This window comes from Haloarcula sp. H-GB5, from assembly GCF_054850705.1.
In genome coordinates this window covers 288,603-311,470 of sequence record NZ_JBTWBG010000001.1, presented here as the reverse complement: position 1 = coordinate 311,470, position 22,868 = coordinate 288,603, and the positions used below count along the sequence as shown (strand labels likewise).

The 22,868-nt window shown below is 64.1% G+C and carries 32 protein-coding genes and 1 tRNA gene; 27 read left to right on the top strand and 6 right to left on the bottom strand.

Going from position 1 to position 22,868, the window contains the following annotated elements:
* Nucleotides 1-65 precede the first annotated feature (65 nt).
* On the bottom strand, nt 66-3,179 hold the full coding sequence (locus ACYJ11_RS01675; RefSeq protein ID WP_461646496.1) for an adenosylcobalamin-dependent ribonucleoside-diphosphate reductase: 3,114 nt from the start codon (nt 3,177-3,179) through the stop codon (nt 66-68).
* 573 nt (nt 3,180-3,752) lie between these two features.
* Here ACYJ11_RS01675 and ACYJ11_RS01670 point away from each other — a divergent pair.
* From ACYJ11_RS01670 to ACYJ11_RS01660, 3 genes are all read left to right on the top strand, one after another.
* Nucleotides 3,753-4,313, top strand: a complete 561-nt coding sequence (locus ACYJ11_RS01670; RefSeq protein WP_188979021.1) for a J domain-containing protein — start codon at nt 3,753-3,755, stop codon at nt 4,311-4,313.
* 37 nt (nt 4,314-4,350) lie between these two features.
* Entirely contained in the window at nt 4,351-5,034 is a 684-nt protein-coding gene (locus tag ACYJ11_RS01665) for a phosphoglycolate phosphatase (RefSeq protein WP_461646495.1), read from the top strand.
* A 279-nt stretch (nt 5,035-5,313) separates the two neighbouring features.
* Nucleotides 5,314-6,945, top strand: a complete 1,632-nt coding sequence (locus tag ACYJ11_RS01660) for a GTPBP1 family GTP-binding protein (RefSeq protein ID WP_461646494.1) — start codon at nt 5,314-5,316, stop codon at nt 6,943-6,945.
* A gap of 24 nt (nt 6,946-6,969) precedes the next feature.
* On the opposite strand, the gene ACYJ11_RS01655 is transcribed toward ACYJ11_RS01660, so the two are convergent.
* The 5 genes from ACYJ11_RS01655 to ACYJ11_RS01635 form a co-directional block, all read right to left on the bottom strand.
* Nucleotides 6,970-7,467 carry a hypothetical protein gene (locus tag ACYJ11_RS01655; RefSeq protein WP_461646493.1) on the bottom strand — a complete coding sequence of 166 codons (498 nt, stop codon included), beginning with the start codon at nt 7,465-7,467 and terminating at the stop codon, nt 6,970-6,972.
* Nucleotides 7,468-7,472: 5 nt separating this feature from the next.
* Complete coding sequence (mch, locus tag ACYJ11_RS01650) at nt 7,473-8,405, bottom strand: methenyltetrahydromethanopterin cyclohydrolase (RefSeq protein WP_461646492.1); 933 nt, start codon at nt 8,403-8,405, stop codon at nt 7,473-7,475.
* 24 nt (nt 8,406-8,429) lie between these two features.
* Nucleotides 8,430-8,762 carry an MTH1187 family thiamine-binding protein gene (locus ACYJ11_RS01645; protein WP_170095641.1) on the bottom strand — a complete coding sequence of 111 codons (333 nt, stop codon included), beginning with the start codon at nt 8,760-8,762 and terminating at the stop codon, nt 8,430-8,432.
* Nucleotides 8,763-8,859: 97 nt separating this feature from the next.
* On the bottom strand, nt 8,860-9,510 hold the full coding sequence (locus tag ACYJ11_RS01640) for an HVO_2922 family protein (RefSeq protein ID WP_421641691.1): 651 nt from the start codon (nt 9,508-9,510) through the stop codon (nt 8,860-8,862).
* A gap of 269 nt (nt 9,511-9,779) precedes the next feature.
* Nucleotides 9,780-9,851 (bottom strand) — tRNA-Gly (locus tag ACYJ11_RS01635).
* 348 nt (nt 9,852-10,199) lie between these two features.
* On the opposite strand from ACYJ11_RS01635, the gene ACYJ11_RS01630 reads away from it, so the two are divergent.
* The 24 genes from ACYJ11_RS01630 to ACYJ11_RS01515 are packed head-to-tail and all read left to right on the top strand — an operon-like array spanning nt 10,200 to nt 22,862.
* The gene (locus tag ACYJ11_RS01630; protein WP_004957426.1) at nt 10,200-11,045 is read left to right on the top strand and encodes a putative RNA uridine N3 methyltransferase; all 846 of its coding nucleotides are present in this window, start codon (nt 10,200-10,202) and stop codon (nt 11,043-11,045) included.
* A gap of 4 nt (nt 11,046-11,049) precedes the next feature.
* On the top strand, nt 11,050-12,066 hold the full coding sequence (rpl3p, locus tag ACYJ11_RS01625) for a 50S ribosomal protein L3 (protein ID WP_005538112.1): 1,017 nt from the start codon (nt 11,050-11,052) through the stop codon (nt 12,064-12,066).
* 3 nt (nt 12,067-12,069) lie between these two features.
* On the top strand, nt 12,070-12,810 hold the full coding sequence (rpl4p, locus tag ACYJ11_RS01620; RefSeq protein WP_461646491.1) for a 50S ribosomal protein L4: 741 nt from the start codon (nt 12,070-12,072) through the stop codon (nt 12,808-12,810).
* On the top strand, nt 12,807-13,064 hold the full coding sequence (locus tag ACYJ11_RS01615) for a 50S ribosomal protein L23 (protein ID WP_004591553.1): 258 nt from the start codon (nt 12,807-12,809) through the stop codon (nt 13,062-13,064). The genes rpl4p and ACYJ11_RS01615 overlap by 4 nt, the downstream gene beginning before the upstream one ends.
* 2 nt (nt 13,065-13,066) lie before the next feature.
* Nucleotides 13,067-13,789 (top strand): 50S ribosomal protein L2, encoded by a 723-nt coding sequence (locus tag ACYJ11_RS01610; protein ID WP_004516968.1) that lies wholly within the window; start codon nt 13,067-13,069, stop codon nt 13,787-13,789.
* Nucleotides 13,786-14,208 carry a 30S ribosomal protein S19 gene (locus ACYJ11_RS01605; protein WP_004516967.1) on the top strand — a complete coding sequence of 141 codons (423 nt, stop codon included), beginning with the start codon at nt 13,786-13,788 and terminating at the stop codon, nt 14,206-14,208. The genes ACYJ11_RS01610 and ACYJ11_RS01605 overlap by 4 nt, the downstream gene beginning before the upstream one ends.
* A 2-nt stretch (nt 14,209-14,210) precedes the next feature.
* Entirely contained in the window at nt 14,211-14,678 is a 468-nt protein-coding gene (locus ACYJ11_RS01600; RefSeq protein WP_005538121.1) for a 50S ribosomal protein L22, read from the top strand.
* Nucleotides 14,678-15,595, top strand: coding sequence for a 30S ribosomal protein S3 (locus tag ACYJ11_RS01595; RefSeq protein WP_170095646.1), 918 nt, complete (start codon nt 14,678-14,680; stop codon nt 15,593-15,595). The genes ACYJ11_RS01600 and ACYJ11_RS01595 overlap by 1 nt, the downstream gene beginning before the upstream one ends.
* Nucleotides 15,592-15,807 carry a 50S ribosomal protein L29 gene (rpmC, locus tag ACYJ11_RS01590; protein WP_004516964.1) on the top strand — a complete coding sequence of 72 codons (216 nt, stop codon included), beginning with the start codon at nt 15,592-15,594 and terminating at the stop codon, nt 15,805-15,807. Before ACYJ11_RS01595 ends, rpmC begins: the two co-directional genes overlap by 4 nt.
* Complete coding sequence (locus tag ACYJ11_RS01585) at nt 15,807-16,091, top strand: ribonuclease P protein component 1 (RefSeq protein WP_170095647.1); 285 nt, start codon at nt 15,807-15,809, stop codon at nt 16,089-16,091. The genes rpmC and ACYJ11_RS01585 overlap by 1 nt, the downstream gene beginning before the upstream one ends.
* Nucleotides 16,082-16,420: a 30S ribosomal protein S17 gene (locus ACYJ11_RS01580; RefSeq protein ID WP_004591559.1), complete on the top strand. Its 339-nt coding sequence runs from the start codon at nt 16,082-16,084 to the stop codon at nt 16,418-16,420. The genes ACYJ11_RS01585 and ACYJ11_RS01580 overlap by 10 nt, the downstream gene beginning before the upstream one ends.
* Entirely contained in the window at nt 16,420-16,818 is a 399-nt protein-coding gene (locus tag ACYJ11_RS01575) for a 50S ribosomal protein L14 (RefSeq protein WP_004516961.1), read from the top strand. Before ACYJ11_RS01580 ends, ACYJ11_RS01575 begins: the two co-directional genes overlap by 1 nt.
* 4 nt (nt 16,819-16,822) lie before the next feature.
* Nucleotides 16,823-17,185, top strand: a complete 363-nt coding sequence (gene rplX, locus ACYJ11_RS01570) for a 50S ribosomal protein L24 (protein WP_004957398.1) — start codon at nt 16,823-16,825, stop codon at nt 17,183-17,185.
* A complete protein-coding gene (locus ACYJ11_RS01565) occupies nt 17,182-17,886 on the top strand; it encodes a 30S ribosomal protein S4e (RefSeq protein WP_188979048.1) in 705 nt (234 codons plus the stop codon). Before rplX ends, ACYJ11_RS01565 begins: the two co-directional genes overlap by 4 nt.
* A complete protein-coding gene (locus ACYJ11_RS01560; protein ID WP_004591562.1) occupies nt 17,883-18,416 on the top strand; it encodes a 50S ribosomal protein L5 in 534 nt (177 codons plus the stop codon). Before ACYJ11_RS01565 ends, ACYJ11_RS01560 begins: the two co-directional genes overlap by 4 nt.
* On the top strand, nt 18,413-18,598 hold the full coding sequence (locus ACYJ11_RS01555; protein WP_004591563.1) for a 30S ribosomal protein S14: 186 nt from the start codon (nt 18,413-18,415) through the stop codon (nt 18,596-18,598). The genes ACYJ11_RS01560 and ACYJ11_RS01555 overlap by 4 nt, the downstream gene beginning before the upstream one ends.
* Nucleotides 18,599-18,600: 2 nt before the next feature.
* A complete protein-coding gene (locus ACYJ11_RS01550) occupies nt 18,601-18,993 on the top strand; it encodes a 30S ribosomal protein S8 (RefSeq protein ID WP_004516956.1) in 393 nt (130 codons plus the stop codon).
* Between the two features lie 2 nt (nt 18,994-18,995).
* Nucleotides 18,996-19,532, top strand: a complete 537-nt coding sequence (locus ACYJ11_RS01545; RefSeq protein ID WP_004591564.1) for a 50S ribosomal protein L6 — start codon at nt 18,996-18,998, stop codon at nt 19,530-19,532.
* A complete protein-coding gene (locus tag ACYJ11_RS01540) occupies nt 19,532-20,254 on the top strand; it encodes a 50S ribosomal protein L32e (RefSeq protein ID WP_005538129.1) in 723 nt (240 codons plus the stop codon). Before ACYJ11_RS01545 ends, ACYJ11_RS01540 begins: the two co-directional genes overlap by 1 nt.
* Entirely contained in the window at nt 20,254-20,703 is a 450-nt protein-coding gene (locus ACYJ11_RS01535) for a 50S ribosomal protein L19e (protein ID WP_461646490.1), read from the top strand. The genes ACYJ11_RS01540 and ACYJ11_RS01535 overlap by 1 nt, the downstream gene beginning before the upstream one ends.
* On the top strand, nt 20,703-21,266 hold the full coding sequence (locus tag ACYJ11_RS01530) for a 50S ribosomal protein L18 (RefSeq protein ID WP_049944128.1): 564 nt from the start codon (nt 20,703-20,705) through the stop codon (nt 21,264-21,266). The genes ACYJ11_RS01535 and ACYJ11_RS01530 overlap by 1 nt, the downstream gene beginning before the upstream one ends.
* Nucleotides 21,263-21,901 (top strand): 30S ribosomal protein S5, encoded by a 639-nt coding sequence (locus ACYJ11_RS01525; protein WP_004957374.1) that lies wholly within the window; start codon nt 21,263-21,265, stop codon nt 21,899-21,901. Before ACYJ11_RS01530 ends, ACYJ11_RS01525 begins: the two co-directional genes overlap by 4 nt.
* The gene (rpmD, locus tag ACYJ11_RS01520) at nt 21,901-22,365 is read left to right on the top strand and encodes a 50S ribosomal protein L30 (RefSeq protein WP_050036837.1); all 465 of its coding nucleotides are present in this window, start codon (nt 21,901-21,903) and stop codon (nt 22,363-22,365) included. Before ACYJ11_RS01525 ends, rpmD begins: the two co-directional genes overlap by 1 nt.
* On the top strand, nt 22,365-22,862 hold the full coding sequence (locus ACYJ11_RS01515) for an uL15m family ribosomal protein (protein WP_170095649.1): 498 nt from the start codon (nt 22,365-22,367) through the stop codon (nt 22,860-22,862). Before rpmD ends, ACYJ11_RS01515 begins: the two co-directional genes overlap by 1 nt.
* Nucleotides 22,863-22,868 lie beyond the last annotated feature (6 nt).

Below are 22,868 nucleotides of genomic sequence, written 5' to 3'. Positions count from 1 at the left end.
GCGGAAAGTGAAAAGAACGGGCTTCAAGCGAGCGGAATTCGAATCCGCGTAGTTAGGCGACTACGTCAGCACTCGGACCAGCCACAGGACTCGCAGGTCTTGCAACCCTCTGAGTAGTACAGCGACAGCGAGCCACAGTCAGGACACTCCGGGCTCTCGCCGGCGTCGATGATGTCCTGCTGGTCGCCGCTCGTGTCGGTTGCGGCGGCCGCGCCACCGTCGGTCTGGGTCTGTGTGGCGGCCTCAGACTCGCGTTCGGCTTCGTCGGCCTTCTCGGCCGTCTCCTCCAGCGTGGTCTGGTCGGGGTAGGCCTTGTCGACGTCGCCGTCGAGGTAGCGACGCAGGGCCGTGCCGATGGCGTCCGGGATGGACTGGATCTGCTCGCCCTTGTCCCAGGCGACCTTCGGCGACCGGATGCCCTGCAGCTCGTCGGCGATCTCTTCGGGGTCGACGCCCGAGCGGAGTGCCGTCGAGATGGTCTTGGCCAGCGCCTCGGTGAAGGAGGCGGTGAAGCCGCCGGAGTTGCCGATGTTGGCGAACAGCTCGAACGGTCGATCGGCCTCGGGGTCCTCGTTGATGTTGACGTAGAGCTTCCCGTAGCCGGTGTCGATGCGCTGTGTCACGCCGTGGAGCACGTCCGGTCGGGTCTGCTTTTCGGCGTACTCGGCATCCCCGTCGGCGACACCCAGCACCTGCTGGATGGAGTCGTCGATAGCGGCCTGAACGGCCTCGTCTTCGAGGAAGCCCTCGATGCCGCCGAAGACCTCCTCGATCTGTGCGACGATCTCGTCGGCGTCCATGTCCGAGAACTCCGTGTTCTGGGCGCGCGTCGTCAGCACCTGCTTGCTGCGGGTGCCGTCACGGTAGTAGGTGACGCCCTTGCCGCCGTGGTCGTAGATGTACTCGAACACTTCGGCGGCGTCCTCGGTCGTGGAGTCGTTCGGGGCGTTGACCGTCTTCGAGATGGCAGAGTCGACGCCCTCCTGACAGGCCACCTGAATGCCTGCGTGCTGCTTCGCGGAGAGGTCGCCCGTCGTGACGAACAGTTCGCCGATGGCGTCTGGCACGGTCGTCAGCCCGTCGACGCCGTCGAACTCGTTGTTGGCCATCTGCTCCTGGGCCTCCTGTTTGACGGCTTCGACGTCGATGTCGTTGTCCTCCAGCGCACGGAGGAAGTAATCGTCGAACTCCACGAGCATCTCGTCGCCCTGCACGTCGTCGGAGACGTTCTTGTAGTAGGCGACGTTGTAGATCGGTTCACACCCGCCGGTCGTGTTGCCGATCATCGAGGTCGTCCCGGTCGGGGCGATGGTCGTGGTGTTGTGGTTGCGGATGGCGTAGCCGTCTGCCCAGTCCTCCGCGTCCTCGCCGGTCTGCTTCTCGAACCAGTCAGGGTACTCCGTCGGGTTTGCGTACTTGGAGTTCTCCCACTCGGAGAAGACACCACGTTCCTCGGCGAGTTCGTGACTCGTGGCCTTGGACCCGTGGTTGATGTGGCGCATCGTCTGGCGGGCGATCTCGTTGGCCTCCTCGGTCCCGTAGGCGACACCGAGCTGGATGTACAGCTGGGCCAGGCCCATGATACCGAGCCCGATCTTGCGCATCTCCCGGACCTTCTGCTCGATCTTCTCGACCGGGAAGTCGGACATCGTGACGACGTTTTCGAGGAAGCGGGTGCCGAGTTCGATGCGTCGGTCGAACTCGTCCCAGTCGATGGCGTCCTCGAGGAACGCGTCGATAGCGGCTTCCGTCGAGTCATACTCGTCGGCGTGGGCCTCCGACCAGACGCGCCAGTCCGGCGCGTCCGTGGCGGCCAGCGTCGAGAGGTTGATGTGCCCGAGGTTGCAGGCCTCGTACTCCTCGAGCGGCTGTTCGCCACACGGGTTCGTGGCGAGAATCTCGTGGTCGGGGTGCTCTTCGACGTCGAAGGAGTGCTGCTTGTTCACCCGTTCGAGGTAGATGACGCCGGGCTCGCCGTTCTCGTGGGCGCCCTCGACGATGTCGTCCCAGAGTTCCTCGGCCGGAATCGAGAGTTCCTCGCCGACCTCGACGTGTTCGCCGAGGCCGAACATGTCGTACAGTTCTTTCGTCTCCTCGGTGACGATGTGGGCCTCACCCGTTCGCGGGTTCGTGAACGTGAACTCCTCGCCGGCTTTCAGCGCCTCCATGAAGTCGTCGGTGACGCCGACGGAGATGTTGAAGTTCGACAGGTGGCCCTCGACGGCGTTGCGGAGGTGCTTTGGCACCTTGCCGTCGTCGTCGATGAGTTCCCGTGCTTCCTCCAGCGCTTCGGCGAAGGAGTTGTGCGTGAAGTCGTCAGGGTCGTTCAGGCGCAGCGTCTCGGCCAGCGAGACGTCCTTGTTCTTGGCGTGGATGAACTGGATGACGTCCGGGTGGGAGACGCGCATGACGCCCATCTGTGCGCCACGGCGGGCGCCGCCCTGCGCGATCGTCTCGCACATCTGGTCGTAGGTCCGCATGAACGTGATTGGCCCGGAGGCGATGCCGCCGGTCGAGCCGACGGGGTCGCCGTACGGACGGAGCTTCCAGAACGCATAGCCCATGCCACCGCCGGACTGGAAGACCTGCGCGGCCTCCTTTGCGGTCTGGTGGATGTCGTCGATGTCGTCGCCCGGTGAATCGACGAAACAGGCGGAAAGCTGCTGGAGTTCGTCGCCGGCGTTCATCAGCGTCGGCGAGTTCGGCATAAAGGAGAGCTGCTCCATCTGCTCCTGGAAGGCGTCGGCGGTCGATTCGACGTGGTCGCGGACATCCTCGGGCAGTTCCGGGACGACCGTCTCGTAGGCGAACTTGTTGACGTTATAGACAGAGAGTTCGGTCTCGACGTCGTCGTCGACTGACGTGCCCTTGCCGAACACTTCGTCGGCAAGTTCGTCGCGGCGTGGGTGGTCGGGCTTCAGCTGGTCGGGCGAGACGTGTACGTCGACGTCCTGCTTGTTGGCCTCGAACACAGCCTCGGCGAGCGCGATGTTCTTCGCGACACGGTCGAAGAGGTCTTCGGGTTCCTCGATGAGGTCGCCGTCGGCATCCTTCCGGAGGTAGCGAGCCGGGAGGATGTTGTGGTAGGCGTTGCCTGTGAGTCGCTCTTCAATAGTGTCACCATCGGTACGTTTGATCGGGAGCGTGATCTCGTCGGCGGAAAGGTCGCTGTTACTCATCGCCCGCTCCTCCTCCCGACAGCGGCCGTCTGTCGGTCGATACCCCTCGTCGTAGCTACCCGTGATCCTGTCATTTCTGGCGGCGAATACGTATTCATCGATAGCGTTTAATCCTTCTTGTCTGCGATCGGCGGTAGTCGTAGCGGTCTCCGGAGTCGTGGCTACGGTGTTCGACGAACTGTGCTGGTGACGCGTGAAACGATAGTCGCGTACAACGGAATAGATGCCGTCGTTTCTCCTTAATACTGTCCAGACCGAGGTGAAAGTGAAACCCCGACCCTGTGAACCACCAGACGTGAGCGAAATATCCAGTAGAAACTGGCGGGGGTTTGTGGCTAGCGATATACGCTTACTAACAATTCGTAGGGAGGGAGTAAGGCTGTGTCAGACGCATCGCTGTAATGCGGTTTTGACAGAATTTGTCTATCAGTCCGTACGATGTCGGTCTTGTGTTCGTATGCGCTGTTTCGCCCCTGTCCCGTCCGGGACGCTGTCCGCTATCGAGTTTAGGGGCAGACCGGCTGGGGTGCGAGAGGCGGGACGCTTACAGGTCTGTGGACCAAAGAAATGTGCGTGCAGTACGACGGGCTCACCAAGGGAATCGCAGTGGTGTTCGGAGGCCTGACAGTCGTCCTGACAGCGGTGGGCCTCGTTATCAATCCCGCAGTACTCTTCCTAGCACTCATGTTCGGGGTGTCGACGTATTTCATGTACTACCACCTCAGCGGGAAGATGGCTGCAAGCCTCTACGAGCGGGTCGAGCGACAGGCGGCACAGAACACGGGGAACGCCCGCCGTGGCGGGTTTGGGGCCGGCCCACGGGAGGAGTGGGAACCACCGCGAGACGGTCGCCGAGCGCGCCGTTCGCAGGCGAGCCAGGGGCGCCGACGTCGCCGGCAGGGACGGCAGCGACAGCGACGCCAGACAGCGGGCGACCGACAGCGCGCCCAGTCATCGGGACCGAGTCCGGCGGAAGCCTACCGGCGGCTGGGCCTCGATCCGGACGCCGACCAGAGTACTATCAAACGAGCCTACCGGGAGAAGGTCAAAGAGGTCCATCCCGACACCGACAGCGGGAGCGAGACGGAGTTCAAGCAGGTGCAAGCGGCCTACGAGACGCTGACCGACGACTGACCGCAATTCCCATATACGGTGCTCCAAACCCGGACGTATGGACAGCGACACGCCGCCGATTATTGTCGATATCGATGGGACACTAACCGACGAGAGCCGCGCAATCGACCCTCGCGTCATGCCGGTCCTCCGCGAGTGGCCCGCACGCGTCGTCATCGCGACCGGGAAGGCAATGCCGTTCCCGATTGCGCTCTGTGAGTTTCTCGGCATCGAGCGGACAGTCGTCGCCGAGAACGGCGGCGTCGTGTTCGTCGAAGCGACCGACGAACTCAGGCTGGAAGGCGATCAGGAGGCGGCGCTGGCGGTCGGCGAAGCCTACCGTGATCTGGGCCACGACCTCGGGTTCGGGCAGGTCGACCTGGCAAACCGATGGCGCGAGACGGAACTCGTCGTCTCGCTCGACCAGCCGCTCGAACCGCTGGAGGAACTGGCCGCGGCACGCGGGCTCGTCGTCCTCGACACCGGCTTCGCCTACCACGTGACGGACCCGGTCGTCGACAAGGGGACAGGACTCGAAGCGGTGTGCGCGGAACTGGATCTGGAGCCGGCAGAGTTTCTGGCGGTCGGCGACTCGGTGAACGACGCCCAGATGTTCGACCTAGCCGGTGAGGCAGTGGCTGTCGCCAACGCCGATGAAACGGCGCTCGAACGGGCCGACCGGGTGACCGATGCGAGCTACGGCGACGGCTTTCTCGAAGAGGTCGCGCCGTACCGGGACTGACCCCTCCCGTTCGGCGTTCCCTGTTGCTGTCAGAACCGTCGCTAACCGGATTGGCAAGCAGGAGACACCAATCGACAGCGGCCGGTTATCAACGGGCGGCGTCACACGACCGTAACCCCCGTTTAGCGGCTCAGTCCACGAGTGTTTTGGCTGCACCTTCGCGTATAAATATCCGTCCGGTCACTACTGTGAGAGACACACTCAGCCACCGGATTCAGGAGCGCTCTGGAGCCGTAAATCCGGGGAAGGCTTATATCTGCCCCACAGTAACGGGAGAATATGAGCCCCGACCGGGCTGTCCTCCGGCGCGCGCTTGACCGCGGTGAACGGGAGGGCGGCAGCGTCGAGTTCAAAGAACGGCTCACCGAGAACCTCCATCTGTCCGAGGGGCGACTCGAATCCCTCGCGGCACAACTCCGCCACCGCGTTCTCTCCGGGGATGGGGAGGCGACGTATGTCGTCGGCGTCACCGACGACGGCGGTCTCGCCGGCATCTCGCCAGCGGAGTTCTCAGAGTCGATGGACGTACTCAGTCTGCTGGCAGAGGAGGCCGGCGCACACATCGAGGAGGTGAAAACGTGGGGCGTCGACGGCGTCTCAGACGACGGGTCGACCGACACAGATGGTATCGTGGGTGTCGCGACGGTCTCTGAAGGGTCGGTCCTCGCGGACGACGACCACATCGTCGTGGGCACCGCTGGCCACGTCGACCACGGCAAATCCACGCTCGTGGGGTCGCTGGTCACCGGTGATGCCGACGACGGCGAAGGTGGGACACGCGGCTTTCTCGATGTCCAGCCTCACGAAGTCGAGCGGGGACTGTCCGCCGACCTCTCCTACGGCGTCTACGGCTTCGACGACGACGGTGAGCCGATCCGCATGGACAATCCCCATCGGAAGGACGACCGTGCTCGCGTCGTCGAGGAGTCCGACCGGCTCGTCTCTTTCGTCGACACGGTGGGTCACGAGCCGTGGCTCCGGACGACGATCCGTGGTCTCGTCGGCCAGAAACTCGACTACGGCCTTCTGACCGTCGCGGCCGACGATGGGGTGACAGAGACGACACGAGAACATCTCGGTATCCTACTGGCGACGGATCTTCCGACGATTGTCGCCATCACCAAAACCGATCTCGTCGACGGAGAACGCGTCGCCGAAGTCGAACGCTCCGTCGAGCAGGCACTGCGAGAAGTCGATAAGACACCGCTCCGGGTCGAGCGTCACGGCGTCGACACGGCTATCGATGAAATTTCTGAGACCGTCGTTCCCGTCGTCACCACCAGCGCCGTCACGAAGGAGGGGCTGGACGCCCTCGACGAGATGTTCGAGGCGCTGCCAAAGACCGCCGGTGAAGTGGGTGACTTCCGGATGTACGTCGACCGGACGTACAACGTTCAGGGGGTCGGCGCGGTCGCCTCCGGCACCATCAAATCCGGCGAGGTCGAGGCCGGCGACGAGCTATTACTTGGACCCATGCAGGACGGGAGCTTCCGGGAGGTCGAAGTGCGGTCCATCGAAATGCACTACCACCGGGTCGACGAGGCCAAGGCCGGCCGCATCGTTGGTATCGCTCTGAAGGGCGTCCGCGAGGCGGACATCGAGCGCGGGATGGTCCTGCTGCCGAGCGACGCGGACCCGTCGCCGGTACAGGAGTTCGAAGCCGAGGTGATGGTGTTGAACCATCCGACCCGCATCGGCGACGGGTACGAGCCAGTGGTCCACCTCGAAACGGTCAGCGAGGCCGCGGCCTTCTACCCGGAAGGAGGACAGCTGCTCCCGGGCGACGCCGGCAAGAGCCGAGTCCGATTCAAGTTCCGCTCCTATCTCGTCGAAGAGGGCCAGAAGTTCGTCTTCCGCGAGGGAAGCTCGAAGGGCGTCGGGACCGTCACAGATATCGACCCGACGGAGTAGCGACCCGCCGTCTCCACTCTCTGCTCACCGGTCCACGTCATCTCCGGTCGGTAACCGATAGCCGTCATCCGTTTTCTCGGCGAGTCCGAACAGCACGGCCCACTCCAGCAGATTCGCCGTGCGCTCCCGCCAGACGGCTTCCCAGTCGGCGTGCCGCTCGCGCTCCCAGCGGGGAATCTCAGCCCGGAGCGCATTGAACGCAGCTTCAGTGCCTATTGCCTCCGAATCGAGAGCGGCGAGGAGTACGTCGACACCGAAAATCGATTCCTCGAATGCCGCCGCAAGGTCCGCCCGGTCGGGGTCGGTCCTCGTCCGGTAGTAGCCCCGGTCGCTCTCGGCGACCAGTCCTAGCGCCCGCAGGAACACCAAGTACTCTTGGGCAGTTTCGCGGTCTGATACGTCAGTCGCCGTCTGTATCGCCCGGCAACAGTCGGCCTCGCTGTCGGGGACGAGCGGAATCGCCGCTCTTGCAGTGTCTAAAAAAGAGTCCGAACGGGCCGGCGGTGCGACCTTGTAGCGCACGGTTCCTACAGGCCGAAGCTCTCGGCTAACACGTTCTCGCTCGTCCCGCCGACAACGTGCGTGTCGCCACCGACGACATCGATGGTGACGGCGGCCGGGCCGAACAGTTCGACGGGAAGCTCCGCGAAGTCCCAGTCCACACCCTCGAAGACGCCCTCCAGCGGTTCGCCGTATTCTCGGGCTGCGATGGAGGGAACCTCGTCGAAGCGGTCGAAGGACTCGTCGACGGTGAGATGGACCTCGCTCCCGTAGGCGAGCGCGTCAGTGGTCCGGGCCATCGCAGTAGCTTCGTCGCCAGCGACCGGCGCGACCGGCGCACGGCCGCTGGCCGACAGCACCGACACCGGGTCGAAGCCGAGTTCGGCAAGCCGGAAGACGGCCAGTTCAGCGGCTCGGGCCGCGGCGACGACGCTCCCGGTGACACTCGCCGTCGCGAACGACGGCAGGAACACGCCGGTCTCGGGGACGCCGGTACGCTCGGCGACCTGGCTCGCGACGGCCTCGTCCGGCAGTTCATCGGTCTCTAGAGCCAGCACAGCGAAGTCGGCGTCCTCGCGGTAGCCGATCCGCTCGAAGGCTTCCTCTTCGGCAACGAGTGCGCGTGCGGGACCGCTCCCGAGCGCCTCGAAGCCGTCGGCGGCCAGCTCCCAGCCGCCCTTCTGTGAGCACAGCAGGGCCAGTGCCGGGTGGTCCGTCGACAGTTCGACGTGGTTCAGCGGCGCGCCGCCGATGGTGTCCATCGTGGACTGGACCGTCGCCAGCCCGGCTGTCTGAATTTCCGCGAGCAGCATGCCGGCCTCGACAGCGCCAGGGACTTCGACGCCGAAGTCCAGCACCGCGGCATCGCCCTCCAGCGCGTGTACGTCTATCGTGAGCTCGTCGGCGAAGTCGATGGCCTCATCTACGAGTTCCGTGGCCATCCGATTGAGACTATCCATACGCCGTCTTTGGCACCCTTCCCTTTAATCTCCGCCTTCCCCGGCGTCGCTTCTGGCCGCCCGACCGAGATGCTCCTCGACGGCATCGACCTTGTCCTGTGCCTGCTGGTCGACGCTCCGCTTGTCGTCGATCTTCAGGAACGTGCTCACACGGTCGGTCTGCTCGCCGACGGCCTCGTGAGCGGCGTGGGTGGCCGCGAACAGTTCCTCGCTGTCTTCTGCTTCGATTATCGTCCCCATCGGCGTCGTCTCGTACTCGACGTCGAACGCCTCCAGCGCCGCGACGGCGTCGGCGACGTACGACGACATGCTGCCTTCGATGACCGGTGCGACCGAGAGAAACCCTATGCAGGTCATACTGATTCCCACGCGCGCCCACGACCTAACCGCTATGGTACTCGCGCAACGCTATCTGTGTTGGACTTGAGTAAAGAACTGCCGCCGTTCGAAACGCTTACTCGCCTTCCTCGACCGGTGCCCCGCGAGCGTTCGTCTTGACGCTCTGGAGCCCCTGCTTCGCTTTCTGCTTGGAGGCGTAGCCCTGCCCGCAGTCGGCGATGATCTCGCCGTTGTCGTGGCGGAGTCGCCAGCGCGCCTTCCCCTCGCTGTCTTTGAATAGTTCGAACGTCGCTTTGCTGCCTCCCTCTTCGACAACACCGTCGTCGTCTTTGGACTTGTCGACGACGTACGCGCCGGGCGCGTTGGTTTTGACGCTTCCCAGGCCCTGCTCGGCCTTCTGCTTGGAGGCGTAGCCTTCCCCACTGTCGGCAATGATGTTGCCATTGTCGTGGCGAAGCCGCCAGCGGTACTGCTCGGCGCTGTCCTCGTACACCTCGAACGTCGCCTTACTCGCGGCCACATCGGTCTCCACCGCACCCTCGTTCTCGTCCCACTCCATATCGATTTCGAGTGTGACAGTCCCGTCTTCCCGCTCGACTTCGACCTCGAACTCGGATTCGGCCGGTGGTGTGACTGTCACCGTCTGTTCCTCGTCAGCCGGCGCGGGCTCACCGCGGCTGAGCCTGTTTGCCAATCGCCGGAAGTACGACGCGATTCCTCTGCGACTCCGTGTTTCCTGTGACTCGTGGACCGTCTCGTCCGTCATACACTCTCATTGTCGATGGGGCAACAAATAATGGTACTCCCCGGTTTCCGGGTGGCGCTCAGACGACTCAGGTGAGTACATGATAGCGGTACCATATGACTGGGCGACGCGATTGCGAGCCACGACGGACGAAGTCCGTCGGTGTTTGAACCCGATGCAAATCCCCACTGACGCCCGGATTTCCGTGATTCAAATCCAGTACGATTGTACGACTCACGGATACCGAGCACACGTGTCGCGGTGCTCAGTGGAATAGTTCGTCGTAGAAATGCGCTGGCTGGGATTTGAACCCAGGTTGTGACCATGGCAAGGTCACGTGATACCAACTACACTACCAGCGCTTGCTTTGTTTGCCCTGGCCTTCACGACGGGTGGTCGCTCAGTGCCAGCGTGCAACCCCTCGTTGCAATCAAATCTGGCGGGGGTGAGAGTAAAAAGCCTTCCGTTTTCCGGGGAAAACCATGGGAAGTGAGGGCACTCGCCGCCCCGTCTGAGGGCCGGATCATGTGATGGCGTCACGAGACATGGCCTTTCGGAAGCGGCAATCTCGTGATCGGGTGCATCGGTCCCGAACCGGCATGACGGACCATGTGAACGCGACGCATCGCGAACGTGAAACGGGGGCTTTTTAAGCCCTGGAAAGGGAGATATCGGCACAGTCTAGTGGCGCGACGTGGAAGCGTCACGGCATGACGACCAGCGTACTCGTGCCGTCTTCCCTCGCACGGGAAGCCGAAGACAGACGCGAGGCAACTCGCAAGCTCGGTTACGTGGCCCGCGCGGCCGCGGTCTACCGGGTTGATCGGCTGACAGTGTACCCCGACCCTGACGGGGCGGGCAAATGGGAAGACGGGTTCGTCGAAACCGTGCTGCGGTACGCCGCGACGCCCCCGCACCTCCGAAAGGAGATGTGGGGTAAGCGGGACGAACTGGAGTACGTCGGCGTCCTGCCGCCGCTCCGCGTGCGTTCACAGACCGGCTCCGGATCTGAGGGTTCGGGGTCGTTAAGACAGGGAATCGTGACCGAGGTCGGAGCTGATGGGCGCGTCCGGGTCAATTGCGGCATGCAACACCCGATCTCCCTTCCCGTCCCAGCGGATATGGACGTGGAACAGGGAGAGCGCGTGACCGTCAGGGTCTCTTCGCGACGGCCGGTCCGGGCGAAACTCGTCGACGCCCCTACAACGGGATTCGACGTTGTCGCCGCGGACCTCGATGCGGCACTCTCGCGCGACGATGCCGGGCTCACTATCGCGTCCTCGCGATACGGCGAGCCGGTAACGTCGACCCGTCTCGGCCAGCTGGCCGAGCGGCGCGACGCCGAGGGCGGCATGACAGTCGCCTTCGGGGCACCCGAGCGCGGGTTACCGTCGATACTCGACGTTGCCCCGGACGCCGTCGGGGGAGACCAGACGAGCGACGAACCAGAAGGGTTCGACCTCTGGCTGAATACGGTTCCGAACCAGGGCAGTGAGGTCGTGCGAACGGAAGAAGCTCTGTTCGCCTCCCTCACCTGTCTAACCCTCACGGAGTAAACGAATGCCACAACCAAGCAGACCACGCAAAGGCTCAATGGGCTTTGGCCCGCGCAAGCGCTCGACGAGCGAGACACCTCGCTTCAACAGCTGGCCGTCTGACGACGGACAGCCGGGCGTCCAGGGGTTCGCCGGCTACAAGGCAGGCATGACACACGTCGTGCTTGTCAACGACGAACCCAACTCCCCCCGCGAGGGGATGGAGGAGACTGTCCCGGTGACAGTCATCGAGACGCCGCCGATGCGCGCCGTCGCCCTGCGAGCGTACGAAGACACGCCGTACGGTCAGCGTCCGCTGACGGAAGTCTGGACCGACGAGTTCCACTCGGAACTCGACCGGACCCTAGACGTTCCGGAGGACCACGACCCGGACGCTGCTGAGGAACAGATACGCGACGCACACGAGGCCGGTGACCTCGGGGACTTGCGACTCATTACGCACACTGTCCCCGACGCCGTCCCGAGCGTCCCGAAGAAAAAGCCCGACGTGATGGAGACTCGCGTCGGCGGTGGGTCCGTTTCGGACCGCCTCGACCACGCCCTCGACATCGTCGAGGACGGTGGCGAACACGCGATGAACGACATCTTCCGCGCCGGCGAGTACGCCGACGTGGCCGGTGTCACAAAAGGCAAAGGGACGCAGGGTCCCGTCAAGCGGTGGGGCGTCCAGAAGCGGAAAGGCAAGCACGCCCGTCAGGGCTGGCGCCGACGGATCGGCAACCTCGGTCCGTGGAACCCGTCCCGCGTGCGCTCGACGGTCCCCCAGCAGGGGCAGACCGGCTACCACCAGCGCACCGAGCTCAACAAGCGCCTCATCGACATCGGCGAGGGCGACGAGCCCACCGTTGATGGCGGCTTCGTCAACTACGGCGAGGTCGATGGGCCGTACACGCTCGTGAAGGGCTCCGTGCCCGGTCCGGACAAGCGCCTGGTGCGCTTCCGGCCCGCGGTGCGTCCGAACGACCAGCCGCGCCTCGACCCCGAGGTGCGCTACGTCTCCAACGAATCGAACCAGGGATAACCTATGCAGGCAACAATCTACGACCTGGACGGCAACACAGACGGCGAGGTCGACCTGCCGGACGTCTTCGAGACGCCGGTTCGGACCGACCTCATCGGCAAAGCTGTACGTGCCGCACAGGCCAACCGAAAGCAGGACTACGGGTCCGACGAGTACGCCGGCCTCCGAACGCCGGCAGAGTCCTTCGGTAGCGGCCGCGGGCAGGCACACATCCCGAAGCAGGACGGCCGTGCCCGCCGCGTCCCGCAGGCGGTCAAGGGGCGAAGCGCCCACCCGCCGAAAACCGAGAAGGACCGCTCGCTCGACCTCAACGACAAGGAACGGCAGCTTGCCGTTCGCTCGGCGCTGGCCGCGACGGCCGACGCCGACCTCGTCGCCGACCGCGGCCACGAGTTCGACCGTGACGAAGTGCCCGTCGTCGTCTCCGACGACTTCGAGGACCTCGTCAAGACGCAGGAAGTCGTCTCGTTGCTGGAGGCGCTCGACGTCCACGCGGACATCGACCGCGCCGACGAGACGAAGATCAAGGCTGGACAGGGTTCGGCCCGCGGACGGAAGTACCGACGTCCCGCCTCGATCCTCTTCGTGACCAGTGACGAGCCGTCGACGGCTGCCCGCAACCTCGCGGGGGCCGACGTGGCGACCGCCAGCGAGGTCAACACTGAAGACCTCGCGCCCGGCGGCGCGCCCGGTCGACTCACCGTCTTCACGGAATCCGCACTCGCGGAGGTGGCCGAGCGATGAGCTGGGATGTCATCAAACACCCGCACGTCACTGAGAAGGCCATGAACGACATGGACTTCCAGAACAAGCTCCAGTTCGCCGTCGACGACCGCGCCTCCAAGGGCGAGGTCGCCGACGCCGTCGAGGAGCAGTACGACGTGACAGTCGAACAGGTCAACACGCAGAACACGATGGACGGCGAGAAGAAGGCCGTCGTTCGCCTCTCAGAGGACGACGACGCCCAGGAAGTCGCCTCCAGAATTGGGGTGTTCTAACGATGGGACGACGAATCCAAGGACAACGGCGCGGCCGCGGGACCTCCACGTTCCGTGCTCCGTCGCACCGTTACAAGGCTGATCTGGAGCACCGCAAGGTCGAGGACGGCGACGTTGTCGCCGGCACGGTCGTCGACATCGAGCACGACCCGGCCCGCTCGGCCCCGGTCGCCGCCGTCGAGTTCGAAGACGGCGACCGTCGACTCATCCTCGCGCCGGAAGGCGTCGGGGTGGGCGACGAGCTACAGGTCGGCGTCAGCGCCGAGATCGCACCCGGGAACACGCTCCCGCTGGCCGAGATCCCAGAGGGGGTCCCGGTGTGCAACGTCGAATCCAGCCCCGGTGACGGTGGGAAGTTCGCCCGCGCGTCGGGTGTCAACGCCCAGCTGCTCACCCACGACCGCAACGTCGCGGTCGTCAAGCTCCCCTCCGGGGAGATGAAGCGGCTTGACCCGCAGTGTCGCGCCACCATCGGCGTCGTCGCCGGTGGCGGCCGAACTGACAAGCCGTTCGTGAAGGCTGGCAACAAGCATCACAAGATGAAAGCGCGAGGGACGAAGTGGCCAAACGTCCGCGGTGTGGCGATGAACGCCGTCGACCACCCGTTCGGTGGTGGCGGACGCCAGCACCCCGGCAAGCCCAAGTCCATCTCGCGGAACGCCCCGCCTGGCCGTAAGGTCGGGGACATCGCCTCGAAGCGAACAGGTCGAGGTGGCAACGAATGAGCTCAGAATACCAAATCGGCCACGAAGGAGAGTTCTCCTTCCGCGGCCACACGCTCGACGAGCTGCAGGAGATGGAGCTCGAGGAAGTCGCGGAACTGCTCCCCGCTCGACAGCGGCGAAGTATCGTACGCGGCCTGACCGAGGAGAAACACAAGCTCCTCGAGAAGGCCCGCGAGGCCGGCGAAGAGGAGACAGCCAACGACCCGATCCGGACACACCTGCGTGACATGCCGGTTGTCCCGGAGATGGTCGGGCTGACCTTCGCCGTCCACGACGGCCAGAACTTCGAGCGTGTCAAAGTCGAGCCCGAGATGCTCGGCCACTACCTCGGTGAGTTCCAGCTCACCCGGAGTAGTGTCGAACACGGTCAGGCCGGTATCGGAGCGACACGCTCCTCGAAGTTCGTACCGCTCAAATAATCATGGGAATCAGTTACTCAGTCGAAGCCGACCCGGACACGACGGCCAAAGCGATGCTCCGGGAGCGGCAGATGAGCTTCAAGCACAGCAAGGCCATCGCCCGCGAGATCAAGGGCAAAACGGCCGGCGAGGCTGTCGACTACCTCGAGGCGGTTATCGAGGGCGACCAGCCCGTTCCGTTCAAACAGCACAACTCGGGCGTTGGCCACAAACGCAAGGTCGACGGCTGGGACGCCGGGCGCTACCCGGAGAAGGCCAGCAAGGCCTTCCTCGACCTGCTCGAGAACGCGGTCGGCAACGCCGACCACCAGGGCTTCGACGGTGAGGCCATGACGATCAAGCACGTCGCCGCCCACAAGGTCGGCGAGCAGCAGGGTCGCAAGCCCCGCGCAATGGGGCGTGCCTCGGCGTGGAACAGTCCGCAGGTCGACGTCGAACTCATCCTCGAAGAGCCGGAGGTCGAAGACTAATGGCCGACGAACAACAGTTCATCGAGGACGGACTCCAGCGCACCCAGATCGACGAGTTCTTCGCAGAGGAACTCGGTCGAGCCGGCTACGGCGGCATGGACGTCGCCAAGACGCCGATGGGGACCCAGATCGTGCTCAAAGCCGAGAAGCCAGGGATGGTCATCGGCAAGGGCGGGAAGAACATCCGGAAGATCACGACGGAACTCGAGGACCGATTTAACCTCGACGACCCGCAAGTCGACGTGCAGGAAGTCGACGAGCCGGACCTCAACGCCCGCATCGTCGCGGACCGCCTAGCCAACGCACTCGAGCGTGGCTGGTACTTCCGCAAAGCGGGCCACACCACCATCGACCGCATCATGGAGTCGGGCGCACTCGGCGCAGAGATCGTCCTCTCCGGAAAGGTCACGGGTGCACGCTCACGCGTGGAGAAGTTCAACCGCGGCTACGTCAAGCACAACGGCGAACCCGCGGAGGAGATCGTCGACAGCGGCGTCGGCGTCGCCGTGATGAAGCTCGGTACCATTGGGGTCCGAGTCAAGATCATCCCGCCGGACGCGGAACTCCCCGACGACTTCGAGATCTACGAGGATGTCGACGTCGAGGACTACGTGGCCGACACCGACGGCGAGTCCGTCGAAGAACTCCTCGAAGGCGAGCCCGAAGACAGCGAGACGGCCGAAGAACTCGACGAAGACGTGGCCGCCGGGGCCGACGACGACTCCGAGACCGACGAGGAGTTCGTCGATGAGGAGATCGTCGAGGAAGACGTCGAAGTCCCGACTGACGACGATGTCGAGGATGTCGATGTCGACGAACTCGAAGACGCTGTCGACGAGGAACTCGACGAGGACGTCGAAGCGGAAGCAGAAGAGCTGATGGACGAAATGGACGACGAGGAGGGTGACGACGAATGACCGTCCTGCACGTCCAGGAAATTCGGGACATGACGCCCGCCGAGCGCGAGGCGGAACTCGACGACCTGAAGACCGAACTACTGAACGCCCGGGCCGTCCAGGCCGCGGGTGGTGCGCCGGAAAACCCCGGTCGCATCAAGGAGCTGCGGAAGGCCATCGCCCGCATCAAGACGATTCAGGGCGAAGAAGGCGACCTGCAGGAGAACGAATAATGCCACTGACACCCGAGACGCTCCCACGACACGAACTCGTCGGCCTCGACTGCGAGGTCGTCTCGGCGTCCAATCCGGACGTCATCGGTATCAGCGGAACTGTCGTCATGGAGACGACACAGATGCTGACACTCGAGGGAGCCGACCGGGTGTGGCACGTGCCGAAGGACAGCGCGACGTTCGCGTTCGACCTGTCGACCGAGACGGTTCTCGTCGACGGCGACCGACTCGTCGCACGTCCCGCTCGTCGCACAGAGAACACAGGAGATTCACTATGGCGCTAGGACTGAACGTACAGGAACCGGAGGAAACCTGTGCCGATCAGAACTGCCCGTTCCACGGAGAGCTCTCCGTGCGCGGACAGACACTGAACGGCGAGGTAGCCTCCACTGACATGGAGAAGACCGTTGTCGTCGAGCGCGAGTACGACGTGAAGGTGCCGAAATACGACCGCTTCATGAAGCGGCGGAGCCGCGTTCCGGCTCACGCACCGGATTGTCTCGACCTCGCGGTCGGTGACACGGTCACGATAGCAGAGTGTCGACCGCTCTCGAAAACGAAAAGCCACGTCGTCGTTGGCGTGGTCGCCGACGAACAGGACGGTGATGCCTGATGGAAGCACTCGGTGCTGACGTCACGCAAGGCCTCGAGAAGGGCTCGCTCATCACGTGTGCGGACAACACGGGAGCGCGCGAACTCAAGGTCATTTCCGTCCACGGCTACTCGGGAACGAAGAACCGCCACCCCAAAGCTGGGCTGGGCGACAAGATCACGGTCTCGGTCACCAAGGGGACGCCCGAAATGCGTCGCCAGGTGCTCGAAGCCGTCGTCGTCCGCCAGCGAAAGCCGATCCGTCGACCCGACGGCACCCGCGTCAAGTTCGAAGACAACGCGGCCGTCATCGTCGACGAGAACGAGGACCCGCGCGGGACCGAGCTGAAAGGTCCAATCGCACGGGAAGTCGCACAGCGATTCGGCAGTGTGGCATCAGCAGCGACGATGATTGTATAGAACCATGAGCAAGCAACCAGACAAACAACGCAAGAGTCAACGACGTGCCCCGCTTCACGAGCGGCACAAGCAGGTCCGGGCAACGCTGTCTGCCGACCTCCGCGAGGAGTACGGCCAGCGCAACGTCCGCGTCAACGCCGGTGACACCGTCGAGGTGCTTCGTGGCGACTTCGCTGGCGAGGAAGGCGAAGTCATCAACGTAGACCTCGACAAGGCTGTCATCCACGTCGAAGACGTCACGCTCGAGAAGACGGACGGCGAGGAAGTCCCGCGACCGCTGGACACCTCGAACGTCCGCGTGACGGACCTAGACCTCGAAGACGAGAAGCGCGAGGCGCGTCTCGAATCGGAGGATGATTCCGCATGAGTAACCACCAGAAGCGACTCTCGGTGCCGAACAGTTGGCCCGTAGAGCGCAAGACTGCGACGTTTACGGTGAAAGCCGGCGCCGGCCCGCACGGTGAGGATGGGGTTCCCCTGCTCATCGTCCTTCGGGACGTGCTCGGCTACGCCGACAACCGCAAAGAAGCCCGCTACGCCCTCAACGAGGACAACGTCCTCATCAACGGGAAGGCCATCTCCGACGAGGAACGCCCCGTCGGGATGTTCGACATCCTGGCCTTCACCGAGCGCGAGGAGTACTACCGCGTGTTCCCTGGCGAGGGTGGTCGGCTCGCGCTGACCGCAATCGACCCGGACGCGGCCCAGTCCAAGCTCGGCAAGATCGTCACCAAGACCCACGTCTCCGGTGGCGATGTCCAGCTGGGTCTCCACGACGGTGAGACGCTCATCGTCGAGGACGACCAGACCTACGACGCTGGCGACTCCATCGTCGTCGGCAACGAGGACGGCGAAATCGTCGCCCACTTCGAGTACGAAGAGGGCGCACTCGTCACCGCCGTCGACGGTGCCCACGCGGGCGAAGTCGGCGAAGTCGAGGAGATTCAGGTGACGCCGGGGTCGGCCCAGAACAACGTGATCGTCTCGCAGGACGAGGGCGAAGGCTTCGAGACAGTCGAAGAGTACGTCGTCGTCATCGACGAGAACTTCACGGGTGATGACGAATGAGCTCCGAGAGTGAGTCCGGCGGCGACTTCCACGAGATGCGCGAACCGCGCATCGAGAAGGTCGTCGTCCACATGGGTATCGGCCACGGTGGCCGCGACCTCGCCAACGCAGAGGACATTCTCGGGGAGATCACCGGGCAGACGCCAGTACGAACGAAGGCCAAGCGGACCGTCGGCGAGTTCGACATCCGCGAGGGCGACCCCATCGGTGCGAAGGTCACCCTCCGCGACGAGATGGCCGAAGAGTTCCTTCAGACGGCGCTGCCGCTCGCCGAACTGGCGACGAGTCAGTTCGACGACACCGGCAACTTCAGCTTCGGCGTTGAGGAACACACCGAGTTCCCGAGTCAGGAGTACGACCCGAGCATCGGAATCTACGGGCTGGACGTGACGGTCAACCTCGTCCGTCCCGGCTACCGCGTCGCCAAGCGCGACAAGGCGTCGCGCTCGATTCCGACGAAGCATCGACTCAACCCGGCGGACGCCGTCGCCTTCATCGAGTCGACCTACGACGTGGAGGTGAGCGAATGAGCGAAAGTGAAACCACAGACGAGCCCGATTCCGAGACGGCATCCAGTGAGCGAACTGGCCAGCTCGAGTCCTGTCAGCGCTGCGGTCGCGAACAGGGACTCGTCGGCAAGTACGACATCTGGCTGTGCCGCCAGTGCTTCCGCGAGATTTCGCGGGGCATGGGCTTCAGGAAGTACAGCTAACAATGACAGGGAACGACCCATTTGCCAACGCACTGTCGGCGCTTAACAACGCCGAAAGCGTCGGGCACCTAGAGCAGACAGTATCGCCAGCTTCGAACGAGATCGGCAGCGTCCTCGAGGTCTTCTACGACCGCGGGTACATCGACGGATTCAGTTTCGTCGACGACGGCAAAGCCGGCGAGTTCGAAGTTGAACTGAAAGGAGCCATCAACGAGTGTGGCCCGGTCAAGCCCCGCTACTCTGCGGGCGCAGACGAGTTCGAGAAGTGGGAGAAGCGGTTCCTCCCTGCCCGTGACTACGGGACCCTCGTCGTGACGACCAGCCACGGCATCATGAGCCACTACGAGGCTCGTGAGCAGGGCGTTGGTGGCCAAGTCATCGCGTACGTATACTAACAATGCCACGAGTAGAACTGGAGATTCCGGAGGACGTGGACGCCGAGCAGGACCATCTCGACATCACTGTCGAGGGGGACAACGGCAGCGTCACGCGTCGGCTCTGGTACCCTGACATCGACGTGTCCGTCGACGGCGACACAGTCGTCATCGAATCCGATGAGGACAACGCCAAGACGATGTCGACGATCGGTACCTTCCAGAGCCACATCGAGAACATGTTCCACGGCGTGACCGAGGGCTGGGAGTACGGTATGGAGGTCTTTTACTCTCACTTCCCAATGCAGGTCGACGTCGAGGGTGACGAAGTCGTCATCGAGAACTTCCTGGGCGAGAAGGCCCCCCGCCGCACGACGATCCACGGCGACACGGACGTCGAAATCGACGGCGAGGAGCTGACCATCAGCGGTCCCGACATCGAAGCCGTCGGCCAGACCGCTGCCGACATCGAGCAGCTTACGCGCATCAACGACAAGGACGTGCGCGTGTTCCAGGACGGGGTGTACATCACCCGCAAACCGAACCGAGGTGACGCCTAATGGCGGACAACGAAGAAGACGTGCCAGAGGAAGAGTACACCGAGCTGACCGACATCAGCGGCGTCGGTCCGTCCAAGGCGGAGTCGCTCCGCGAGGCCGGCTTCGAGTCGGTCGAGGACGTTCGCGGTGCCGATCAGTCCGCGCTCGCCGATGTCAGCGGCATCGGGAACGCGCTGGCGGCCCGAATCAAGGCCGACGTCGGCGGACTCGAAGTCGAGTCCGAGACCGAAGCCGAAGTCGAAGAGGAAGGCGGCGAGGAAGCGCCCGACGAGGACGTGGAGACGGAACTCCAGGCCCGCGGGCTCACCGAGAAGACGCCGGACCTCTCCGACGAGGAAGCGCGACTACTGACCCAGCGACACCGGGTCGGCAAGCCGCAGTTCAACCGCCAGGACCACCACAAGAAAAAGCGCGTCTCGACCTCGTGGCGCAAGCCCCGCGGCCAGCTCTCGAAGCAGCGTCGCGGCATCAAGGGCAAGGGCGACACGGTTCAGGCGGGCTTCCGCTCGCCGACTGCGGTGCGCGGCAAGCACCCATCCGGCTTCGAGGAGGTTCGCGTGCACAACGTGGACGACCTCGAAGGCGTCGACGGCGACACCGAAGCCGTTCGGATCGCCTCGAAGGTCGGCGCTCGCAAGCGCGAGCGAATCGAAGAGGAGGCCGAGGACGCGGGCATCCGCGTGCTCAACCCCACCTACGTCGAAGTCGAGGTGAGTGAGTGATGACTGATCTCTCTGCACAGAAGCGACTCGCGGCTGACGTCCTCGACGTCGGGAAGAACCGCGTCTGGTTCAACCCCGAGCGACAGGGCGACATCGCCGACGCGATCACCCGCGAGGACGTTCGCGAACTGGTTGATGAGGGCGCCATTCAGGCGAAAGACAAGAAAGGCAACTCCCGTGGACGCGCCCGGGAACGCCAGAAGAAGCGTGCGTACGGCCACCAGAAGGGAGCCGGTTCCCGGAAGGGCAAGGCAGGCGCACGGCAGAACTCCAAGGAGGACTGGGAGTCACGCATCCGCGCACAGCGGATGAAGCTGCGCGAACTGCGTGACGAGGGAACGCTTTCGAGTTCGCAGTACCGCGACCTGTACGACAAGGCCGGCGGTGGCGAGTTCGACAGCGTTGCCGATCTCGAACGTTACATCGACGCAAACCACGGTGACGCATAATGGCGACAGGACCACGATACAAAGTACCGATGCGGCGACGCCGCGAGGCCAGAACCGATTACCATCAGCGGTTGCGCCTGTTGAAATCCGGTAAGCCACGTCTCGTTGCTCGAAAGAGCAATAAACACGTCAGGGCGCAGCTGGTGACGCTTGGCCCCAACGGTGACGATACTCTCGCGTCCGCTCACTCGAGCGATCTCGCCGAGTACGGCTGGGAGGCCCCGACGGGCAACATGCCCTCGGCCTACCTCACCGGCCTACTCGCCGGGCTTCGCGCGCAGGAAGCGGGCATCGAGGAGGCAGTGCTTGACATCGGACTCAACAGCCCGACCCCCGGAAGCAAAGTATTCGCAATACAGGAAGGCGCAATCGACGCCGGCCTGGACATTCCGCACAACGACGACGTACTCGCCGACTGGCAGCGCACGCGCGGTGCCCACATCGCCGAGTACGACGAGCAGCTCGACGAGCCGCTGTACAGCGGCGACTTCGACGCTGCAGACCTCCCGGAGCACTTCGACGAGCTCCGAGAGACCCTACTGGACGGTGACATCGAACTATGAGTGCTAACAACGGATGGGAGCCACGGACACGCCTCGGCAAGCAGGTCGTCGAGGGCGAGATCGACTCCATGCAGGAGGCGCTGAACTCCGGACTCCCGCTGAAAGAATCGGAAGTCGTCGACCAGCTCGTTCCCGATCTGGAAGACGAAGTGCTGGACATCAACATGGTCCAGCGGATGACAGACTCCGGCCGCCGCGTGAAGTTCCGCTGCGTGGTCGCCGTTGGCAACCGCGACGGTCTCATCGGCTACGCCGAAGGGCGTGACGATCAGGTCGGCGGTGCCATCCAGAAAGCCATCGACATCGCGAAGCTGAACATCATCGATGTCTCCCGTGGCTGCGGGTCCTGGGAGTGTGGCTGTGGCCGTCCGCACACGGTCGCGCTACGCACCGAGGGCAAGGCCGGGAGCGTCGAGGTCGAGCTGCAGCCGGCCCCGCGTGGGCTGGGCCTCGCGGGCGGAGAGACCGTCCGCAAGGTGCTCGAACTCGCCGGCATCGAGGACATCTGGACACGCAGTAGCGGGAACACGCGCACCACGGTCAACTTCGCGAAAGCGACGTTCAACGCCCTGCAGAACACGGCCGAGGCGCGCGTCCCCGAACGAACCTTCGAGAAACGAGAGGTGATCGAGTGATGCACGCACTCGTCCAGCTCCGTGGCGAAGTCAACATGCACACCGACATCCAGGACACGCTGGAGATGCTCAACATCCACCACGTGAACCACTGCACGCTCGTCCCTGAGACGGACGCCTACCGCGGCATGGTGACGAAGGTCAACGACTTCGTCGCCTTCGGTGAGCCGAGCCAGGAGACGCTGGAGACAGTTCTGGCCACGCGCGCCGAACCGCTCGAGGGCGACGCCGACGTGGACGACGAGTGGGTCGCCGAGAACACGGACTACGACGACATCTCCGGGCTCGCGTTCGCGCTCCTCTCTGAGGAGACGACGCTGCGCGAGCAGGGCCTGTCCCCGACGCTCCGTCTGCACCCGCCACGCGGCGGCCACGACGGCGTCAAACACCCCGTCAAGGAGGGCGGCCAGCTCGGCAAACACGACACCGAGGGAATCGACGAACTCCTGGAGGCGATGCGATAATGACGAGTAAAAAGAAACGACAGCGCGGCTCGCGCACGCACGGCGGCGGCTCGCACAAGAACCGACGTGGTGCCGGCCACCGCGGTGGTCGCGGTGCCGCAGGCCGTGACAAGCACGAGTTCCACAACCACGAACCGCTCGGCAAGAGTGGCTTCAAGCGCCCGCAGAAGGTGCAGGAAGAGGCCGCAACTATCGACGTTCGCGAGATCGACGAAAACGTCACGCTGCTGGCTGCCGATGACGTCGCTGAAGTCGAAGACGGTGGCTTCCGCGTCGATGTCCGTGATGTGGTCGAAGAGGCCGACGACGCCGACTACGTGAAGGTACTCGGTGCCGGCCAGGTTCGCCACGAACTCACGCTCATCGCCGACGACTTCTCCGAGGGCGCTCGCGAGAAGGTCGAAGCCGCAGGCGGGAGCGTCGAACTAACCGACCTCGGCGAGGAGCGCCAGGCCGAGGCCGAAGAAACCGAAGACGCGGACGCGGACGAGGAATAACGAACG

Excerpts from the sequence above, each read along its gene's own strand:
- ACYJ11_RS01675 (WP_461646496.1), bottom strand. The coding sequence starts at position 3,179 with ATGAGTAACAGCGACCTTTCCGCCGACGAGATCACGCTCCCGATCAAA.
- ACYJ11_RS01665 (WP_461646495.1), top strand. The coding sequence starts at position 4,351 with ATGGACAGCGACACGCCGCCGATTATTGTCGATATCGATGGGACACTA.
- ACYJ11_RS01660 (WP_461646494.1), top strand. The coding sequence starts at position 5,314 with ATGAGCCCCGACCGGGCTGTCCTCCGGCGCGCGCTTGACCGCGGTGAA.
- mch (WP_461646492.1), bottom strand. The coding sequence starts at position 8,405 with ATGGATAGTCTCAATCGGATGGCCACGGAACTCGTAGATGAGGCCATC.
- ACYJ11_RS01645 (WP_170095641.1), bottom strand. The coding sequence starts at position 8,762 with ATGACCTGCATAGGGTTTCTCTCGGTCGCACCGGTCATCGAAGGCAGC.
- ACYJ11_RS01640 (WP_421641691.1), bottom strand. The coding sequence starts at position 9,510 with ATGACGGACGAGACGGTCCACGAGTCACAGGAAACACGGAGTCGCAGA.
- ACYJ11_RS01630 (WP_004957426.1), top strand. The coding sequence starts at position 10,200 with ATGACGACCAGCGTACTCGTGCCGTCTTCCCTCGCACGGGAAGCCGAA.
- rpl3p (WP_005538112.1), top strand. The coding sequence starts at position 11,050 with ATGCCACAACCAAGCAGACCACGCAAAGGCTCAATGGGCTTTGGCCCG.
- rpl4p (WP_461646491.1), top strand. The coding sequence starts at position 12,070 with ATGCAGGCAACAATCTACGACCTGGACGGCAACACAGACGGCGAGGTC.
- ACYJ11_RS01615 (WP_004591553.1), top strand. The coding sequence starts at position 12,807 with ATGAGCTGGGATGTCATCAAACACCCGCACGTCACTGAGAAGGCCATG.
- ACYJ11_RS01610 (WP_004516968.1), top strand. The coding sequence starts at position 13,067 with ATGGGACGACGAATCCAAGGACAACGGCGCGGCCGCGGGACCTCCACG.
- ACYJ11_RS01605 (WP_004516967.1), top strand. The coding sequence starts at position 13,786 with ATGAGCTCAGAATACCAAATCGGCCACGAAGGAGAGTTCTCCTTCCGC.
- ACYJ11_RS01600 (WP_005538121.1), top strand. The coding sequence starts at position 14,211 with ATGGGAATCAGTTACTCAGTCGAAGCCGACCCGGACACGACGGCCAAA.
- ACYJ11_RS01595 (WP_170095646.1), top strand. The coding sequence starts at position 14,678 with ATGGCCGACGAACAACAGTTCATCGAGGACGGACTCCAGCGCACCCAG.
- rpmC (WP_004516964.1), top strand. The coding sequence starts at position 15,592 with ATGACCGTCCTGCACGTCCAGGAAATTCGGGACATGACGCCCGCCGAG.
- ACYJ11_RS01585 (WP_170095647.1), top strand. The coding sequence starts at position 15,807 with ATGCCACTGACACCCGAGACGCTCCCACGACACGAACTCGTCGGCCTC.
- ACYJ11_RS01580 (WP_004591559.1), top strand. The coding sequence starts at position 16,082 with ATGGCGCTAGGACTGAACGTACAGGAACCGGAGGAAACCTGTGCCGAT.
- ACYJ11_RS01575 (WP_004516961.1), top strand. The coding sequence starts at position 16,420 with ATGGAAGCACTCGGTGCTGACGTCACGCAAGGCCTCGAGAAGGGCTCG.
- rplX (WP_004957398.1), top strand. The coding sequence starts at position 16,823 with ATGAGCAAGCAACCAGACAAACAACGCAAGAGTCAACGACGTGCCCCG.
- ACYJ11_RS01565 (WP_188979048.1), top strand. The coding sequence starts at position 17,182 with ATGAGTAACCACCAGAAGCGACTCTCGGTGCCGAACAGTTGGCCCGTA.
- ACYJ11_RS01560 (WP_004591562.1), top strand. The coding sequence starts at position 17,883 with ATGAGCTCCGAGAGTGAGTCCGGCGGCGACTTCCACGAGATGCGCGAA.
- ACYJ11_RS01555 (WP_004591563.1), top strand. The coding sequence starts at position 18,413 with ATGAGCGAAAGTGAAACCACAGACGAGCCCGATTCCGAGACGGCATCC.
- ACYJ11_RS01550 (WP_004516956.1), top strand. The coding sequence starts at position 18,601 with ATGACAGGGAACGACCCATTTGCCAACGCACTGTCGGCGCTTAACAAC.
- ACYJ11_RS01545 (WP_004591564.1), top strand. The coding sequence starts at position 18,996 with ATGCCACGAGTAGAACTGGAGATTCCGGAGGACGTGGACGCCGAGCAG.
- ACYJ11_RS01540 (WP_005538129.1), top strand. The coding sequence starts at position 19,532 with ATGGCGGACAACGAAGAAGACGTGCCAGAGGAAGAGTACACCGAGCTG.
- ACYJ11_RS01535 (WP_461646490.1), top strand. The coding sequence starts at position 20,254 with ATGACTGATCTCTCTGCACAGAAGCGACTCGCGGCTGACGTCCTCGAC.
- ACYJ11_RS01530 (WP_049944128.1), top strand. The coding sequence starts at position 20,703 with ATGGCGACAGGACCACGATACAAAGTACCGATGCGGCGACGCCGCGAG.
- ACYJ11_RS01525 (WP_004957374.1), top strand. The coding sequence starts at position 21,263 with ATGAGTGCTAACAACGGATGGGAGCCACGGACACGCCTCGGCAAGCAG.
- rpmD (WP_050036837.1), top strand. The coding sequence starts at position 21,901 with ATGCACGCACTCGTCCAGCTCCGTGGCGAAGTCAACATGCACACCGAC.
- ACYJ11_RS01515 (WP_170095649.1), top strand. The coding sequence starts at position 22,365 with ATGACGAGTAAAAAGAAACGACAGCGCGGCTCGCGCACGCACGGCGGC.